This window comes from Pseudomonas sp. R11F, assembly GCF_050312575.1.
Lineage (GTDB): Bacteria > Pseudomonadota > Gammaproteobacteria > Pseudomonadales > Pseudomonadaceae > Aquipseudomonas > Aquipseudomonas palleroniana.
Window position 1 is genome coordinate 1 of record NZ_JBNPJU010000104.1, and the last position, 205, is coordinate 205.

Here is a 205-nt window from a genome sequence, read left to right on the forward strand (position 1 = left end):
GCAGCGGACGGGACTCGAACCCGCGACCCCCGGCGTGACAGGCCGGTATTCTAACCGACTGAACTACCGCTGCGCGTCGGTGCAACCTTTAACGTTGCGTCTTGCCCCAAGGCAAAACTCTCAAGAAGTGGTGGGTGATGACGGGATCGAACCGCCGACCCTCTGCTTGTAAGGCAGATGCTCTCCCAGCTGAGCTAATCACCCT

Annotated in this window: 2 tRNA genes; both read right to left on the minus strand. The window is 60.0% G+C overall.

The features are described 5' to 3' along the window. Window positions 1-73, minus strand: a tRNA-Asp gene (locus tag ACQRBV_RS27605). A 55-nt stretch (window positions 74-128) separates the two neighbouring features. Further along, window positions 129-204, minus strand: a tRNA-Val gene (locus ACQRBV_RS27610). Window position 205 lies beyond the last annotated feature (1 nt).